Origin of the sequence: Streptomyces hygroscopicus subsp. hygroscopicus (assembly GCF_030269125.1) — a bacterium.
GTDB lineage: Bacteria > Actinomycetota > Actinomycetes > Streptomycetales > Streptomycetaceae > Streptomyces > Streptomyces hygroscopicus_C.
Genome location: NZ_BSSM01000001.1, coordinates 443,951 through 456,932, shown reverse-complemented (window position 1 = coordinate 456,932; position 12,982 = coordinate 443,951). Strand labels below are relative to the sequence as shown.

13 protein-coding genes are annotated in these 12,982 nt (G+C 72.5%); 12 read left to right on the top strand and 1 reads right to left on the bottom strand.

The window, feature by feature from the left end; genetic code table 11:
* The first annotated feature begins 61 nt into the window (after positions 1–61).
* The 12 genes from QSK45_RS01905 to QSK45_RS01850 all read left to right on the top strand — a co-directional run bounded on the left by QSK45_RS01905 (position 62) and on the right by QSK45_RS01850 (position 12,172).
* A complete protein-coding gene (locus QSK45_RS01905) occupies positions 62–1,471 on the top strand; it encodes a phytoene desaturase family protein (RefSeq protein ID WP_285552523.1) in 1,410 nt (469 codons plus the stop codon).
* On the top strand, positions 1,468–1,977 hold the full coding sequence (locus QSK45_RS01900) for an O-acetyl-ADP-ribose deacetylase (RefSeq protein WP_285552521.1): 510 nt from the start codon (positions 1,468–1,470) through the stop codon (positions 1,975–1,977). Before QSK45_RS01905 ends, QSK45_RS01900 begins: the two co-directional genes overlap by 4 nt.
* Before the next feature lie 327 nt (positions 1,978–2,304).
* Complete coding sequence (locus QSK45_RS01895) at positions 2,305–3,492, top strand: ATP-binding protein (RefSeq protein WP_285552519.1); 1,188 nt, start codon at positions 2,305–2,307, stop codon at positions 3,490–3,492.
* A complete protein-coding gene (locus QSK45_RS01890) occupies positions 3,489–4,328 on the top strand; it encodes a roadblock/LC7 domain-containing protein (protein WP_285552518.1) in 840 nt (279 codons plus the stop codon). The genes QSK45_RS01895 and QSK45_RS01890 overlap by 4 nt, the downstream gene beginning before the upstream one ends.
* Entirely contained in the window at positions 4,325–4,708 is a 384-nt protein-coding gene (locus QSK45_RS01885; RefSeq protein ID WP_285552516.1) for a DUF742 domain-containing protein, read from the top strand. Before QSK45_RS01890 ends, QSK45_RS01885 begins: the two co-directional genes overlap by 4 nt.
* Before the next feature lie 3 nt (positions 4,709–4,711).
* Complete coding sequence (locus tag QSK45_RS01880) at positions 4,712–5,272, top strand: GTP-binding protein (RefSeq protein WP_285552514.1); 561 nt, start codon at positions 4,712–4,714, stop codon at positions 5,270–5,272.
* Positions 5,273–5,285: 13 nt separating this feature from the next.
* Positions 5,286–6,641 (top strand): cytochrome P450 family protein, encoded by a 1,356-nt coding sequence (locus QSK45_RS01875; protein ID WP_285552512.1) that lies wholly within the window; start codon positions 5,286–5,288, stop codon positions 6,639–6,641.
* A 70-nt stretch (positions 6,642–6,711) separates the two neighbouring features.
* Positions 6,712–7,983 carry a cytochrome P450 gene (locus QSK45_RS01870; RefSeq protein WP_285552510.1) on the top strand — a complete coding sequence of 424 codons (1,272 nt, stop codon included), beginning with the start codon at positions 6,712–6,714 and terminating at the stop codon, positions 7,981–7,983.
* Between the two features lie 5 nt (positions 7,984–7,988).
* Positions 7,989–8,819, top strand: coding sequence for an enoyl-CoA hydratase/isomerase family protein (locus QSK45_RS01865; RefSeq protein WP_285552507.1), 831 nt, complete (start codon positions 7,989–7,991; stop codon positions 8,817–8,819).
* A 383-nt stretch (positions 8,820–9,202) separates the two neighbouring features.
* Positions 9,203–10,072 carry a methylenetetrahydrofolate reductase gene (locus tag QSK45_RS01860; RefSeq protein ID WP_285552505.1) on the top strand — a complete coding sequence of 290 codons (870 nt, stop codon included), beginning with the start codon at positions 9,203–9,205 and terminating at the stop codon, positions 10,070–10,072.
* Positions 10,073–10,149: 77 nt separating this feature from the next.
* Positions 10,150–11,670 carry a DNA-3-methyladenine glycosylase 2 family protein gene (locus tag QSK45_RS01855; RefSeq protein ID WP_285552503.1) on the top strand — a complete coding sequence of 507 codons (1,521 nt, stop codon included), beginning with the start codon at positions 10,150–10,152 and terminating at the stop codon, positions 11,668–11,670.
* Between the two features lie 13 nt (positions 11,671–11,683).
* A complete protein-coding gene (locus tag QSK45_RS01850) occupies positions 11,684–12,172 on the top strand; it encodes a methylated-DNA--[protein]-cysteine S-methyltransferase (RefSeq protein ID WP_285552502.1) in 489 nt (162 codons plus the stop codon).
* A gap of 1 nt (position 12,173) precedes the next feature.
* Here QSK45_RS01850 and QSK45_RS01845 read toward each other — a convergent pair whose 3' ends face one another.
* On the bottom strand, positions 12,174–12,914 hold the full coding sequence (locus QSK45_RS01845; protein WP_285552501.1) for an SIR2 family NAD-dependent protein deacylase: 741 nt from the start codon (positions 12,912–12,914) through the stop codon (positions 12,174–12,176).
* Positions 12,915–12,982 lie beyond the last annotated feature (68 nt).

Genomic DNA, 12,982 nt, shown 5'->3' with positions numbered 1-12,982 from the left:
GCCCGGCATATCCTGAAGCCGAGTGGCCATCGGCTGACGAAGGGGTCCGAAGGTGCCGTCGATGCTCGATGCGGTCGTGGTGGGTGCGGGGCCCAACGGACTGACCGCCGCCGTGGAACTGGCCCGCAGGGACTTCTCCGTGGCCCTGTTCGAGGCGCGCTCCACCGTGGGCGGCGGCGCCCGCACCGAGGAGCTGACCCTGCCCGGCTTCCGGCACGACCCGTGCTCGGCCGCCCACCCCCTGGGGATCAACTCGCCCGCCTTCCGCGCCCTGCCCCTGGAGCGGTACGGCCTTCAGTGGCTGCACGCCGAGCTGCCCATGGCGCACCCCTTCCCCGACGGCACCGCCGCCGTGCTCTCCCGCTCGGTCGCGGAGACCGCCGCCTCCTTCGGGCCGCGCGACGCCGGGTCGTACCGCAGACTCGTCGAGCCGCTGCTCGCCCACTGGGACACGCTGGTACGGGACTTCATGTCCCTGCCGCTTTCCGCGCTGCCCCGCGATCCGGTGACGCTGGCCCGCTTCGGCCTCGCGGGGCTGCCGCCGTCCACCTGGCTGATGCGCCGCTTCAAGGACGAGCGGATCAAGACGCTGTTCGCCGGCCTGGTCGCCCATGTGATGGCCCCGCTGGACGGCTTCGCCACCAGCGCCATCGGCCTGGTCTTCGCGCTGGCCGCGCACGCCCGCGGCTGGCCGGTGGCCCGCGGCGGCTCCCAGGCCGTCTCGGACGCCCTCGCCGCCTACCTGGCGGATCTCGGCGGCGAGGTGCACACCGACTACGAGGTCAAACGCCTGGACGACCTGCCGCCCGCCCGCGCCTACGTCTTCGACACCTCGCCCGCCGCCCTCGCCCGCATCGCCGGCTTCGGCGCCTACTACGACCGCTACCGGTACGGCCCCGGCGTCTTCAAGATCGACTACGCGCTGGACGGCCCGGTGCCGTGGACCGCCCCCGAGGCCCGCGTCGCCGGCACCGTCCAGATCGGCGCGAGCCAGGCGGAGATCGGCACCGCCCTGCGCGCCGCCTCCCGCGAGGGCCGGGCCCCCGGCAAGCCGTTCATGATCACCGTGCAGCCGAGTGTGGCCGACCCCGGCCGCGCCCCGGCGGGCAAGCACGTCTTCTGGGCGTACGGGCATGTACCGAGCGGCTGGTCCGGCGACCTCACCGATGCCATGGAGCGCCAGCTGGAGCGCTTCGCGCCCGGCTTCCGCGACCGCGTCCTCGCCCGCGTCACCACGGGCCCGGCCGAGATGGCCGCCCGCAACGCCAACTACGTGGGCGGCGACATCGCCTGCGGCGCCGCCTGCGGACTCCAGCTGCTGCTGCGGCCCCGGCCGACCCTGTTCCCGTACCACACCCCCCACCCGGCCGTCTTCCTGTGCTCCTCGGCCACCCCGCCCGGACCCGGGGTGCACGGCATGTCGGGGCACAACGCGGCCAAGGCCGTCTGGCGGAGGCTGCGACAGGCATGACCGGCATCCTCCTCGTCCAGGGCGACATCACCCGGCAGCGCGCCGACGCGATCGTCAACGCGGCCAATTCCTCACTGCTCGGCGGCGGAGGCGTCGACGGCGCCATCCACCGCGGCGGCGGGCCCGCGATCCTCGCCGAGTGCCGCGCCCTGCGCGCCTCGCGCTACGGCCGGGGCCTGCCCACCGGACAGGCCGTCGCCACCACCGCGGGGCGGCTCGACGCCCGGTGGGTGATCCATACCGTCGGACCGGTCTTCAGCGCCGAAGAGGACCGCTCGCCCCTGCTCGCCTCCTGCTACCGCGCGTCCCTGCGCGTCGCCGACGCGCTCGGCGCCCGCACGGTGGCGTTTCCGGCCATCTCCACCGGTGTCTACCGCTGGCCGATGGCGGACGCCGCCCGGATCGCCCTGGCGGCCGCCCGCTCCACGGACACGGCCGTCGAGGAGGTCCGCTTCGTGCTCCTCGATGCCCTGGCCTACGAGGTGTTCGCCCGTCAGATCGGCTGATCCGGCGGCGCCTTTACGCCCCTTTGTCGCCGCTTCCGGGCAACTCCCGGACACCGATCCGGAATTGTCCGAGCAGCAGCGCGTAATCGCCGCAACCCATGCCGTGAGCAGGGTCGTTGGCGTGACTCGGCGTGGCAAAGGTTCCCCTAAGCGGGTGATAGCATCCCCGCGTCTGTGACCTTGGTCCCCTCGGCTCAGGCGCCGCAGAAAACGGTTTCGGTCCGGTCCTCCGCGTGACCTGCCCGACCCGTTCGCGACCGGTCGTCCCACCGGCGGTGCGGTGCACTTCCGCCAACGGCCGCAGGCTAAACGCCAGGAAAGGTTTCCATGATTCGAGACGCACTTGTCTGGTGCCTGGTTGTCGTGGCGGCGCTCGGCGTCGCCGCGGCCGTGGTCCTCAGTCGTCGCGCCAAGGCCATAGCGGTGAACAAGGACAGGTCCGAAGCCGCACTGACCCAGCGGCTCAGCGAGGCCGACGGCCGACTGGCCACTTTACGAGCAGAGCTCCACCAGCACCGGACCGACCACGCCAAGACCATCCAGGAAGCCGAGGAGGCGGCGGAGGACAGCACCAAGGCCGTACTCAAGGGCTCGGCGCGCTTCCTGCAGAGCCTCGCCGCCGAACAGCTGGCGCTGCTGGAGGAGATCCAGCGCAAGTACGGCGGCCACTCCGTCCTCGGCGACCTGCTGGAGGTCGGCCACGCCAACGCGCAGATGGCGCGCAAGGCACAGGGCATCGCGGTCATGTGCGGCGCCCCGCTGGGCCGCCGCAGCCGCGCCGCGAGCGTCTACGACGTGGTGCGCAGCGCCCAGGGGCAGATCCGCAACTTCCGGCGCGTGGAGATCATGCAGCAGACCGGCTTCGCGCTGAAGGCGTCGGCGGTCTCGCCCGTCGCCCTCGCGGTCGCCGAGCTGCTCGACAACGCTGCCAGCTTCTCCCAGCAGGGCTCGCCCATCGAGGTGACGTTCCAGCGGGTGCAGAAGAACCTCTGCATCGTCATCGACGACGCGGGCGTCGGCATGAACGACGAGGAGCGCCAGAAGGCCAGCGCCCTGCTCTCCGGCCAGTACCGGCCCCGGCTGTCCCAGCTGGGCAACCAGCCCAAGTTCGGTTTTCCCGTGATCGGCCTGCTGTCCCAGCAGTACGGCTTCCGGGTGGACGTGACCGGTGTCTCCCGCTACGGCGGCGTGCGCGCGGTCGTGCTGCTGCCCGAGGAGCTGTGGACGGAGGAGGAGACGGCACCGGTGGAAGAGGTCCAGCCCGTTATCGAGCAGCCCGGCATACCCACCCGGCCCGAGTCCGTGGCGCGCACCGCCAACGGCCTGCCCCGGCGCGGCGCCCGCCAGGTGCCCATCGCCAGTGTTCCCGACCAGGACACCGTCGGCCTGCCGCACGTCACGGCGACGGAGGACGCCGGCCGGGCCGCGGGCCGCAGCCTGGGCGCCTTCCAGCGCGGCACGCTCTCGGGCCGCAATCTCTCCGCGGCACCGTCCGAAGGGTCCGATGACACATGATCACCGACCTCTCGTGGATGCTCGAGGACATCGTGGCCAACGTGCCCAAGGCACGCCACGCCGTCCTGCTGTCCGCGGACGGCCTGCCCCGCGGGGCGACCGACGGCATGGCCCAGAAGGACGTGCGGACCATCTCCGCCGCCATGGCGGGCATGCAGTCGCTGAGCCGGGCCACGTCCCACTTCGCCGGGGACGCCCCGGACCGGCAGTGGAACCAGACCATCATCGAGTTCTCGCACGGCTGGATCTTCCTGATCGGGGCCGGGCAGGGCGCGTACCTGGCGGCGGCCGCGGCACCCGATGTCGACATGCAGCAGATCTCCTTCCGCATGCACCGGCTCGTGGCCCGGCTCGGGAACAACCTCACCTCGCCGCCCCGGGTGCACGCCGACGAGGCCGGGGCGCGCGCCCAGCGCGCCCGCGACGGTCAGGAGATCGGCACCGGGATCCGGATCGCCGACCTGGACGAGGTGATCAGCGAGGTGCGCGGCGCCCGGCACGCCGTGCTGCTGGGCGGCGACGGACTGCCCCGCGGGGCCACCACGGGCATGAGCCAGGACCTCGCGGACACCATCTCCGCCGCGATGACCGGTATCCACGCCTACAGCCGGGCCACCGCGCAGTTCGCCGGCGTCCAGCAGGACGCGCTCTGGCGGCAGACGGTCATCGAGTTCCAGCACGGCTGGATCTTCCTGATCTCGGCCGGACGGGGCGCCTTCCTCGCGGCCGCGGCCCAGCACGACGCGGACATCGAGGACTTCACCACCCGGCTGCACCAGGTCGTGCCACGCCTCGGCGCGTATCTGGCCCCCCACGGGGAGGCGAGCCGCGCGTGAGTGACGAGCCCGACGAGGATCTGGAACTCACCTCCGCATTAGTCCCGTTCTTCGTGATCACGAACGGGCGGTCCCTGCCCCCGGAACACGCCTACGGGCACACGACGCTGGTGTCCGCGAGCGAGCACGCCGCCACCACGGTGCGCACGCTCACCCCGGAGGCCCGTCAGGTTCTGGACCTGGTCATGGACGGATTCCTGTCCGTGGCCGAGGTCGCCGCACACACCCGTCTGCCGCTGGGGGTCGTCCGGATCCTCCTGGCCGAGATGGAGGAGAGCGGCCTGATCATCGCGCGGAAGCCGGTGCCCCGCGCGGAACGTGTCGACCGAGAAGTACTGAACGCCGTGCTCGACGGCCTCAGAGCCCGATTCGGAGCGTGATTCGTGTACCTGGACTCAGGTGTCCGTACGGCGGTGAAGGTGCTCGTGGTGGGGCACTTCGGGGTCGGCAAGACCACGTGTATCGCCAGCATCTCCGAGATCGAGCCGCTGCGGACCGAAGAAGAGATCACCGAGGCCAGTGAGGGCTTCGACGATCTGTCGGGTACTCCCGACAAGACCACCACGACGGTCGCCATGGACTTCGGCCGTCTGACCATCAACGACGAGGTGGTGCTGTACCTCTTCGGCACCCCCGGCCAGGAACGCTTCAAGGAGATGTGGGAGGAGCTGTCCCGGGGTGCCCTGGGCGCGCTCGTCCTCGTCGACCCCGAGCGGCTGTCCGAGTCGTTCCCCATCCTCGACCTGGTCGAGCGGTTCGGTCTGACGTACGCCATCGGGGTCAACCACTTCGACGGCACGCCCGGCTACCCGCTCTCTGAGGTGCGCGAGGCGCTCAACCTGTCCGCGGACACCCCCGTCGTCCCCTGCGACGTCCGCAACGAGCAGTCGTCGGCGCACGCGCTGATCACCCTCGTGCACCATCTTCTCTCCCTCATCGACTAGGAGCCCCCCGCTCATGCAGCAGCGACCCGGCACAGAGCCGCCCCCCGGCTGCCCCGCACACGGAAACACCCAGCTCTACGGCCCCCGGTTCGGCTCCGACCCGGACGGTCACTACGCCCATCTGCGCAGCCTCGGCCCGAGCGCCCCGGTGGACATCGCGCCCGGCGTCGAGGTCGAGCTGGTCACCAGCTACGACGCCGCGCTCTACATCCTCCAGAACCCCGCCTCCTTCGTCCGCGACTCGCGGCGCTGGAACGCGCTGCACGAGGGCCGGGTCCCCGAGGACAGCCCCGCGCTGCCGATGCTGGCCTACCGGCCCAACGCGCTGTTCAGCGACGGCGCTGCGCACGCCCGGCTGCGCCAGGCCGTTACCGACAGTCTGGCCAGCGTCAACGAGCTCCAGCTGGTACGTCAGACCCAGGCTTCGGCCGACTACCTGATCAGCCGCTTCAGCTCCGAACGCATGGGCCAGGCCGAGCTGATGGCGGAGTACGCCCAGCCGCTGCCGCTGCTGGTGTTCAGCGATCTGTTCGGCTGCCCGCCGGAGATCGGCGACCGTGTCATCGCCGGCATCACCGGCATCTTCTCCGGCAGCGCCGGCGCCGACCAGCTGCTCGCCGAGGCGCTGAACGAGCTGATCACCCTCAAGCGGCGCAACCCCGGCGAGGACCTGACGACGCGTCTGATGCAGCACTCGGCGCAGCTCACCGACGAGGAGGTGCTGCACCAGCTCGTCACCCTGCTGTCCGGTGGCACCACGCCGCTGTCCGCCGTGATAGGCACCGCCAGCGCGCTGATACTCGGCGAGGAGTGGCAGACCGGTCTGCCGGTCGAGGACGCCGTCACCCAGGTCCTGTGGAACTACGCGCCCATCGCCAACTACGCGGCCCATTACCCGACGCACGACGTGGAGTTGGGCGGCCGTGTGGTCCGGGCGAACGATCCGGTGATGATCTCCTTCGCGGCGGCCAACACCGACCCACGCCTCGCCGAGCACCGCGAGCAGCTCAGCGCGAAGGCCCACCTGGCCTTCGGCGCGGGCCCGCACGCCTGTCCCGCCAAGGACCCGGCGTTCGTGATCGCGGTGACCGCCGTGGAGTCCCTGCTCAACCGGCTCCCGGACGTCGAAGTTCGGATGCCCTTCAAGGACTTGAGCTGGGTCCCGGCGCCGTGGAGCCGCTCCCTGGTGGCGCTGCCGGTGCGCTTCACCCCGCGCATCGTGGTGCCGACCTCGGCCCAGAAGGCGGAATCCCCGGTGGCGGCTTCCGCGTCCCCCCTCGCGGCCACGCCCCGGCCGGCGATGGCCGGGGCGCAGAAGCCCAAGGCGGGCCTGTTCAGCCGCTTCCTGGCGTGGACCCGAGGGGAGTGACGAAGGCAACTCGCTCGTTGCATAGTCATCTTGTATATGCGTCAGAAGCGGAGGGTATGCATGCGGGCTGATGTCTAGATCAGAAAGGGTCATTGTGGAAACCGTCACCACTCCGCCCGCCGACAGACGCTTCGCCGTATCGCTCTTCTCCCGCCTGCGCACCGCCAAGGGGCAGGCCAACCCCTTTCCGATCTACGCGGAACTCCGCTCCCGGGGTGCGGTGGCCGCCGCACCCTGGGGCGGCCACCTCGTGACCGGATTCGACGTCTGCGACCAGGTCGTCCGCAGTAGAGACTGGCTGGAGCCGGACGCCCGCTGGCGAGAACAGCAGGGCGACGGCACCCGCTGGACGGCGCCGTCCTCCCGCGAGATGAGCCGCACGCTGCCCGCCCTCAACCCCCCGGAGCACACCTGGGTGCGCCGCTCGGCGGGCCTGTTCGACCGCGGCTCCCTGGACGAGATACGCGGGATGACAGAACGTTTCACCACCAAGCTGCTCGACAACCTCGCCGAGCGGCTGCACGACGGCGAGGCCGACCTCAACGACCTGGTCGCCGAGGAACTGCCGGTCGCCGTCATCGGGCACTGGCTGGGCCTGCCCCCCGCCGACTACCCCCGGCTGCGCGAGCTGACCCACGACCAGGTGTTCACCCAGGAACTGCTGCCCTCCGCCAGTCAGCTGGCGCTGTCGGACGCGGCCACCGCCGAACTGCGCCGCTACTTCACCGACCTGGTGCGCCTGCGGCGCGCCCGCCCCGGCGACGACCCCGTCTCGCGCTGGATCAAGGTGTGGGACGGCATGGAGAGCGACCAGGACAAGGCCGACGAGGCCGTCTACTTCCTCGCGCTGTTCGTGCTCCTGGCCGCCCTGGAGACGACGACCACCCTGCTGTCCACCACCGTCCTGCTGCTCCTCGACCACCCCCGCCAGTGGGACCGGCTCACGGTCCAGCCCGACCTGGTGCCGGCCGCCGTCGAGGAGTCGCTGCGCTACGACCCGCCCACCCACGTCATCAGCCGCGTCTCCTCGCGCGACTGCGAACTGGGCGGCGTGGAGATCCGCAAGGACGAGATGGTCCACCTGCTGGTCGGCGCGGCCCACCGCGACCCGGCCAAGCACGAGGACCCCGAACTGTTCAACATGCACCGCAAGCCGGCCCACCTGGCCTTCAGCGGTGGCATCCACTACTGCCTCGGCGCGCCCCTGGCCCGCCTGGAGGCCCAGACCCTCCTCCACCAGATGGTCACGCGCTTCCCCCAGCTCACCCTGGTCCGCCGCCCGGACTGGGCGCCGCGCGTGGCCTTCAGACGACTGCTGAACCTGGACGTCACCCTCGCATGACCGACATGACCGACATAACCGTTACGGCCCAACAGGCCGGCCCCCACCGCCCGTTCGCCACCACGGCGATCCAGGCGGACCTCGACGGACCCGTGCTGTGGATCCGGCTCGGTGCCACGCCGAAGGACAACACCCTCACCGTCGCCGCCCTCGACGACCTCCTCGCCGTCCTCACCGCCCTCCACGACCGGCCGGACGTCCGCGTCCTGGTGCTGACCGGAGCGGGCGACGACTTCAACCTGGGCGCCGAGCGCACCGAGTTCCAGGCCGCGCTCACCCACGACCCCACCGGCACCGCACTGCGTCGCATGAACGACAAGGCGCTGCGCGTGTGCGAGGCCCTGGAGAACACCCACGCGATCACCGTCGCGCGGCTGCACGGCCGGATCATCGGCGCGGGACTCGCCCTCGCCTCCTACTGCGACCTGCGCGCGGGCGCCGACGACTGCCGGTTCCGCATGCCCGAGGTCGCCCTCGGCCTGCCCCCCGCGTGGGGCGGCGCCATGGGCCGGCTGATCTCCGAGGCCGGCGTCTCCCACATCCGCGAACTCATGCTCACCTGTGAGAACTTCGACGCGGCCACCGCCCACCGGCTCGGTCTCCTGCACAAGGTGGCGCCCCGGGAGGCCCTGGACGAGGTGGTCGGCTCCTGGATCAGGCCGCTGCTGCGGCGCGCGCCCGAGTCGCTCGTCCTCACCAAGCGCATGCTGAACGGCTACGCTCGGGCCGCCCGCACCGCCGAGGTGGGGATGCTCGACGCCCATCTGCTCAGTGCGCAACTGGGCCTCGCCCAGGCCGGCCAGCCGGCTGCGCCCCCCGCGCCGGTCCCCTCCTGAACCGGCCAGGCCCCGTCCCGCGCGTGACGGGGCCGTTATTTTTGGTGGTGGTGGGACACCGCCAGGGCCGCCCTGGGCGCACAGGCGCCGCGCGGCACCGGCGGGCGGCCAGGCGCCGGAACCCGGCCCGCTCGTGACGCCGATGATCCGTTCGCAAGACGAGTTCGCCATGCGTGCTGTCAGGACTTATCCGGGGGAGGGCACCGCGTCGGCGGACCGGGGCCGGGCGAGGTCGGCCGGGCCGGGACGGGCCGGCGCATCGGCTTGGGTAGCATCGCACCCGGTGCCCGGCCGACGTGGTCGGTCACACGAGCGGGACGTCCCGCGAAACCGCAGGTCGAAGCCGAACAGGCGCGCCGCAGCGCCGAGCCGCGAGGAGCCCGATGAACCCCGCCGTCACCGCCCCGGCCACGGTGGGCACCACCCTGCTGGACGACTTCTCGCTGGAGATGACCGGCAAGGACGTGCCCGCCCTGGAGGAGGCGCGGGACGGCATCCCGCGGGGCACCCGGATCAACGTCACCTTCCTCGCCGGCGAGGACCACGCCACCCGGCTCGCCGCGGCCCGCGCGGTCCGTCGGCTCGGCTTCGTCCCCGTGCCGCACATCTCCGCCCGCCGGCTGCCCTCGCCCGCCGCGCTGGAGGAGTTCCTCGCGGGCCTCGCCGAGGACGGCACCGCGGACAACGTCTTCGTCGTCGGCGGCGACCCTGCCCGCCCCGAGGGCCCGTACGAGGACGCCCTCGCCGTCATCCGCACCGGACTGCTCCAGCGCTACGGCGTCCGCCACATCGGCATCAGCGGCTACCCCGAGGGCCACCCCGCCATAACCGGCCCCGCCCTGTGGTCGGCGCTCACCGACAAGGCCGCGGCCATCGGCGCGGGTCCCTTCACCGGCGACGTGATCACCCAGTTCGGCTTCGACGCCGACCCGGTCCTCGACTGGCTGGCGGCCGTCCGCGCCCGGGGCGTCGACCTGCCCGTGCGCGTCGGTGTCCCGGGACCCGCGGGCATCCGCCGCCTCGTCGGCTACGCCACCCGCTTCGGCGTCACCACCAGCGCCTCCGTCGCCCGCAAGTACGGCTTCTCGCTGACCAACCTGCTGGGCACGGCGGGCCCCGACCGCTTCCTGCGCACGCTGACCGACCGGTACGATCCCGCGCGCCACGGCGAGGTCAAGGTGCACTTCTACACCTTCGGCGGGCTGCGCACCACGGCGGAGTGGATCAGCGGCTTCCGGCAGCGGACCCCTTAGGGCGTCACCGCAGGCCGCTCGGCGTACGTGTCGGAATTCCGCCAGCGCCGGGCTCCCGCGCCGGTCATCCTTGAGTCATGCAGACAGCGACGCACCTCGACCGGGAGCACTGCGTGCGCGCCGTGCAGTCCAAGGACGCGCGGTTCGACGGATGGTTCTACACGGCCGTGCTGACCACCCGCATCTACTGCCGGCCCAGCTGCCCCGTCGTCCCGCCCAAGCCCGGGAACATGACGTTCTACCCGAGCGCCGCCGCCTGCCAGCAGGCCGGGTTCCGGGCCTGCAAGCGCTGCCGCCCCGACACCAGTCCCGGCTCCCCGCAGTGGAACCAGCGCGCCGATCTGGTGGCCCGTGCCATGCGCCTGATCGGCGACGGCGTCGTGGACCGCGAGGGCGTGCCCGGCCTCGCCGCCCGGCTCGGCTACAGCACCCGCCAGGTGGAGCGGCAACTGCTGGCCGAGCTGGGCGCGGGGCCCCTCGCGCTCGCCCGCGCCCAGCGCGCCCAGACCGCGCGGCTGCTCATCGAGACCACCGCGCTGCCCATGGCGGAGATCGCCTTCGCGGCCGGCTTCTCCTCCGTCCGCGCCTTCAACGACACCGTCCGCGAGGTCTACGCCCTCTCCCCGAGCGAGCTGCGCCACCGGGTACCGGCCGGCCGCGCGAGCGGCGGCGGCACCCCCGGTACCCTCTGCCTGCGCCTGCCGTTCCGCGCCCCGCTCAATCCGAGCAACCTCTTCGGCCACCTCGCCGCCACGGCCGTACCCGGCGTCGAGGAATGGCTCCCGCGGAGCCCGGACGACGCGGGCGGTGCCCTCACCGGCGCCTACCGCCGGACCCTGCGACTGCCGTACGGCCACGGGATCGTCGCCCTCGCGCCCCGCCCCGACCACATCGCCTGCCGCCTCACCCTCAGCGACCTGCGCGACCTGGCCGTGGCGATCAGCCGCTGCCGCCGGCTGCTCGACCTGGACGCCGACCCCGTGGCCGTGGACGACCGGCTGCGCACCGACCCGCTGCTCGCCCCGCTGGTCGACAGGGCGCCGGGCCGCCGGGTGCCGCGCACGGTGGACGAGGCCGAGTTCGCCGTACGGGCCGTCCTCGGACAGCAGGTCTCCACGGCCGCCGCCCGCACCCACGCGGCCCGCCTCGTCACCGCCCACGGCAAGCCCCTGGACGACCCCGAGGGCGGCCTCACCCACCTCTTCCCCTCGCCCGAGGAGCTGGCCGCGGTCGACCCCGAGACCCTGGCGATGCCCCGCACCCGGCGCACCACCTTCACCACCCTGGTGGGTCGACTCGCCGACGGCTCACTCCACTTGGGGGTGGAATCCGACTGGGCCGAGGCCCGCACCCGGCTGCTCGCGCTGCCCGGCTTCGGCCCCTGGACGGTCGACGTCATCGCCATGCGCGCCCTCGGCGACCCGGACGCCTTCCTGCCCACCGACCTCGGCATCCGGCGCGCGGCCGGCGAACTCGGGCTGCCGTCCACCCCCGCCGCGCTCACCGCCCGCGCCGAGGCATGGCGCCCGTGGCGGGCGTACGCGGTGCAGTATCTATGGGCGACCGACAGCCACCCGATCAACTTCCTTCCCGTGTAAGAAGGTTCTTCCCGTGATGTGCCACACCGTGACCGACAGCCCGTACGGTCCCCTCACCCTGGTCGCCGAGGACGGCGCCCTGTGCGGCCTGTACATGACCGACCAGCGGCACCGCCCGCCCCAGGAGAACTTCGGCGGCCGGGACGACTCCCTGCCCTGCTTCGCCGCGGCAGGGGAACAGCTGGACGCCTACTTCGCGGGCGAGTTGCGCGAGTTCACCCTCGAACTCGGCCTGCGCGGAACGCCTTTCCAGCGCAGCGTCTGGGACCAGCTCACCCGCATCCCCTACGGCGAGACCCGCACCTACGGCCAACTCGCCGACACCCTCGGCAATCCCGGCGCCTCTCGCGCGGTCGGCCTCGCGAACGGCCGCAACCCCGTCGGCATCATCGTGCCCTGCCACCGCGTCGTCGGCAGCGACGGCAGCCTCACCGGCTACGGCGGCGGCCTGGAGCGCAAGCGCCGCCTGCTGGACTTCGAACGCGGCACGGCCCTGTTCTGAGTCAGCCGGCCGCCGCGTCCTCGGCCAGGCCGGCCAGCAGCCGGGGCAGCGCGGTCCCGATGGGCTCGCGGATCACCTCGTCCGCCTGGTCGTCGTACGGCGTCGGTTCCGCGTTGACGACGATCAGGCGGGCGCCGTGGTCGGCGGCGACTCCCGCGAGGCCGGCGGCGGGCTGCACCTGGAGGCTGGTGCCGACGGCGATGAACACCTGGCAGGCCTTGGTGACGGCCACGGCCTCGCCGAGCACCATCGGGTCGAGGCGCTCGCCGAACATCACCGTGGCGGACTTCAGGATGCCGCCGCACTCCCGGCACGGGGGATCGTCCTCACCGGCGTCGAGACGTGCCAGGGCGTCCTCCATCGGGCCGCGCGCATGACACCGCGTGCAGAGGAACTCCCGTGCGGTGCCGTGCAGTTCGAGCACCTTGCGGGCGGGCATCCCGGCGAGCTGGTGCAGCCCGTCCACGTTCTGCGTGATCACCCGGACCGGGACCCCGGACCGCTCCAGCTCGGCGACGGCCCGGTGGGCGGCGTTCGGCTCGGCCCCCAGCGCCCCGTTGCCGCGGCGCATCCGCCACGACCGGCGCCGGATCTCCGGATCGCCCATGTAGTACTCGTACGTGACGAGCTTCTCCGCCTCGGGATCGCGCCGCCACAGGCCGTTCGGCCCCCGGTAGTCGGGGATTCCGGAGTCGGTGGAGATACCTGCGCCACTGAGAATGGCCACGAGAGGCTTGCCCATGGGGCGAGGGTAGGGCCCGGGGCCGGGCGGTGCGAGTGGATATCGGCGGTGGACCGGGAGCCCGGTCG

What these genes read in the sequence shown, in the direction of transcription:
- QSK45_RS01870 (WP_285552510.1), top strand. Translation starts at nt 6,712, where the DNA reads ATGTCTAGATCAGAAAGGGTCATTGTGGAAACCGTCACCACTCCGCCC.
- QSK45_RS01895 (WP_285552519.1), top strand. Translation starts at nt 2,305, where the DNA reads ATGATTCGAGACGCACTTGTCTGGTGCCTGGTTGTCGTGGCGGCGCTC.
- QSK45_RS01905 (WP_285552523.1), top strand. Translation starts at nt 62, where the DNA reads ATGCTCGATGCGGTCGTGGTGGGTGCGGGGCCCAACGGACTGACCGCC.
- QSK45_RS01845 (WP_285552501.1), bottom strand. Translation starts at nt 12,914, where the DNA reads ATGGGCAAGCCTCTCGTGGCCATTCTCAGTGGCGCAGGTATCTCCACC.
- QSK45_RS01865 (WP_285552507.1), top strand. Translation starts at nt 7,989, where the DNA reads ATGACCGACATAACCGTTACGGCCCAACAGGCCGGCCCCCACCGCCCG.
- QSK45_RS01890 (WP_285552518.1), top strand. Translation starts at nt 3,489, where the DNA reads ATGATCACCGACCTCTCGTGGATGCTCGAGGACATCGTGGCCAACGTG.
- QSK45_RS01900 (WP_285552521.1), top strand. Translation starts at nt 1,468, where the DNA reads ATGACCGGCATCCTCCTCGTCCAGGGCGACATCACCCGGCAGCGCGCC.
- QSK45_RS01875 (WP_285552512.1), top strand. Translation starts at nt 5,286, where the DNA reads ATGCAGCAGCGACCCGGCACAGAGCCGCCCCCCGGCTGCCCCGCACAC.
- QSK45_RS01855 (WP_285552503.1), top strand. Translation starts at nt 10,150, where the DNA reads ATGCAGACAGCGACGCACCTCGACCGGGAGCACTGCGTGCGCGCCGTG.
- QSK45_RS01860 (WP_285552505.1), top strand. Translation starts at nt 9,203, where the DNA reads ATGAACCCCGCCGTCACCGCCCCGGCCACGGTGGGCACCACCCTGCTG.